This is a genomic window from Candidatus Frankia nodulisporulans (assembly GCF_902806475.1).
GTDB lineage: Bacteria > Actinomycetota > Actinomycetes > Frankiales > Frankiaceae > Frankia > Frankia umida.
This window is the reverse complement of the sequence record NZ_CADCWS010000388.1, coordinates 1-2,693: the sequence shown is the minus strand read 5'-3', so window position 1 is coordinate 2,693 and position 2,693 is coordinate 1. Positions and strand designations below refer to the sequence as shown.

Below are 2,693 nucleotides of genomic sequence, written 5' to 3'. Positions count from 1 at the left end.
CCCACCGGTCATGGTCCCACCGGTCATGGTCCCACCGGTCATGGTCCCACCACCGGCGGGTGGGTGGCGTCCACGGCGACGGCGCCGAACGGGGCCACATCCGCCGGCACCGCCGGATCGGCGGGTGCGGCGTCGGCCGGCTACGCCACGGCAGGGACGGCGACGGTCGGCGACGGCTTCGCCGAGGGCTCGGCACGGCCCTTCGTCCCACGAACCCAGGGGACGGCAGCCTCGGCGGGCACGTCCGCTTGGGCGACCGCCGGTTTCGGCCGTCGCGCGCCGGGACGCCACCGGCTCACCGACCCCGGCGGCCCCACCGATCCGGGCTCCAGCGACCCCGGCCACGCCGACGCCCACTACGGCGATGCCCGCTACGCCGACGCCCCTTACGGCGACGCCCGCTATGGCGAGGCCCCCCACACCGACGCCCGCTACGGCGATCCTGGCCACTCCGACGCTGGCTATCCCGATCCCGGCTCGACCGATGCCCGCTATGGCGAGGCCGGATACACCGCCGCCGGTCACGCCAACCCCGGCCAGACCAGTTCCGGCTACCCCGACACCGGACGGGTCGGCGGGGCCGACTCGTCGACCGGGGCCACCGCGCGTCCGGGCGGCAGCGCGACGACCGGCGTCCGCTACCGTCGCGGCGTCGACGAGGAGATCATCGACGCGGAGATCGTCGACGAATAGCGGTCACGGGCCCGGCCGGGCTGCCGGCCCGACGGTCGCCGACGCTACTGACCGCGGCGGCGCAGGTACCGCTCGAACTCGCGGGCGATCGCGTCGCCGCTGGCCTCCGGCAGGGCCGTCTCCGGCTCGCGTGACTCCAGCGACCGGACGTACTCGGCGACCTCGGTGTCCCCGGCCGCGAGCTCGTCGACCTGACGTTCCCACGCCTTGGCCCGTTCGGGCAGGTCACCAAGTGGAATCTCGATGTCGAGCAGGTCCTCCACCCGGCGCAGCAGGGCCAGTGTCGCCTTCGGACACGGCGGGTTCGCCACATAGTGCGGCACCGCCGCCCAGAACGACACCGACGCGAGCTCCGCGCGCGCGCACGCCTCCCCGAACACCCCGACGATGCCCGTCGGCCCCTCGTAACGGGACGGCTCCAACCCCAACCGCGCGGCGGTGGCCGCATCCCCGGCGGTGCCACTGATCGGAACCGGTCGGGTGTGTGGCGAGTCGGCCAGCAGCGCCCCGAGCGAGATCACCATGTCGCTACCGAGCGCGTGCACGGCCTCGATGAGCTCGTCGGTGAACCCCCGCCAGCGCATGTTCGGCTCGAGCCCACGGATGAGCACCAGGTCCGTCTCGGACTTGGGTGGCCGGGCCACCGACAACCGGGTGGTCGGCCAGGTGATCTTCCTGGACGCCCCGTCGGTGCCGGTCACCGTCGGCCGGTTGACCTGGAAATCGTAGTAGTCGTCCGGGTCGATCGCACCGATCACCCGAGCCTTGAACGCCGTCTCCAGATGCTCGACGGCCGCGGACGACGCGTCGGCTGCGTCGTTCCATCCTTCGAAGGCGGCTACCACAACCGGCGACCGCAGCTGGCCGACGCCGGAGAACTCGATCACCTACCACCTCCTGCCGCCCAGCGGCGGCCCACTGCCCCCGTGACAGTGCCACGGTACGTCCTCACGTGGACGTCTCCTGCCTCGAGCTGACATCCGGTGACGTCAGCCCGCCTCGCCCTCGGTGGGAATCCCCCGCCCATGGGGGACCCGCCGCGGTTCCAGTCTGCCGGTGTTCTCGTGGGAACGCCTTTCCTCGGTCTGACGACAGTCCGCCGGCACCCCGGAGACAGTCCGACGGTCACACTCTGCAACGTCACTAGTGCACCCTGCCCCAGCGGCGTCGGACGGTGCCGGGTGTACCGGGCACACGTCCCGGAATGTTGCGCTGGCAGCACCGTATCGGCTTCGGACGGATACCCGCCGATGCGGGATCGTGAACAGTCCCGCCACAAGCTGTCCGAGTCACGACAGCCGGCGCCCACCCGTTCGACCCGGCCGGGTGTCAGCCCCACCGGCGCCGTCCGGCAGCATACGAACTGGACGGTTCACCACACCACCCGCACCTCCCGCACGACCGGCAGCCTGCGCACCACGGGCGGCCGCCTCCGCACGATCCGTCATCTCAGCCAAGGCAGGAGCGAACGTGGGTAGCCTCGCGGCGGTCTTCTTCGACATGGACGGACTGCTGGTCGACACCGAGCCGATCTGGACCGTGGCCGAACACGAGGCGGCTGCCCGCCTCGGAGGGACGTTCACCCCCGCCATGAAACGAGCCATGATCGGACACGGTATCGACACCGCCGTCCCCATCATGGTCACGATGCTCGGCCAGCCGCTGTCCGCGGTCGAGGAAACCGCCCAGTTCCTGCTGCGCCGCTCCGCGGAGCTGTTCCGCGAACCCGGCGTCATCGTCGCCCAGCCCGGCGCCCTGGAACTGCTCACCGCCCTACACGAACGTGGCGTGCCCACGGCGCTGGTCTCCTCCTCCTTCCGCAACCTGATGGACCCTGTCCTGGAGATCGTCGGCCGCGACCTGTTCGCGGTGACCGTCGCCGGCGACGAGGTGCACCGCCGCAAGCCCGACCCCGAGCCCTACCTGAGCGCCGCCGCGCACCTGGGCGTCGACCCGTGCGCCTGCATCGTCCTCGAAGACAGCCTCTCCGGCGCCTCCGC

2 protein-coding genes and 1 pseudogene are annotated in these 2,693 nt (G+C 71.9%); 2 read left to right on the top strand and 1 reads right to left on the bottom strand.

Annotated features, from left to right (window positions below; genetic code table 11):
• Nucleotides 1–693, top strand: a pseudogene (locus G6R24_RS20055) (hypothetical protein); the annotation flags it as partial.
• 44 nt (nucleotides 694–737) lie between these two features.
• Here G6R24_RS20055 and G6R24_RS20050 read toward each other — a convergent pair.
• The gene (locus G6R24_RS20050) at nucleotides 738–1,580 is read right to left on the bottom strand and encodes a PAC2 family protein (protein ID WP_163550703.1); all 843 of its coding nucleotides are present in this window, start codon (nucleotides 1,578–1,580) and stop codon (nucleotides 738–740) included.
• Nucleotides 1,581–2,163: 583 nt separating this feature from the next.
• Between G6R24_RS20050 and G6R24_RS20045 the strand changes: the two genes are divergently transcribed.
• Nucleotides 2,164–2,693, top strand: a 530-nt coding sequence (locus G6R24_RS20045; RefSeq protein WP_163550702.1) for an HAD family hydrolase, incomplete at its 3' end; no start/stop codon positions are given.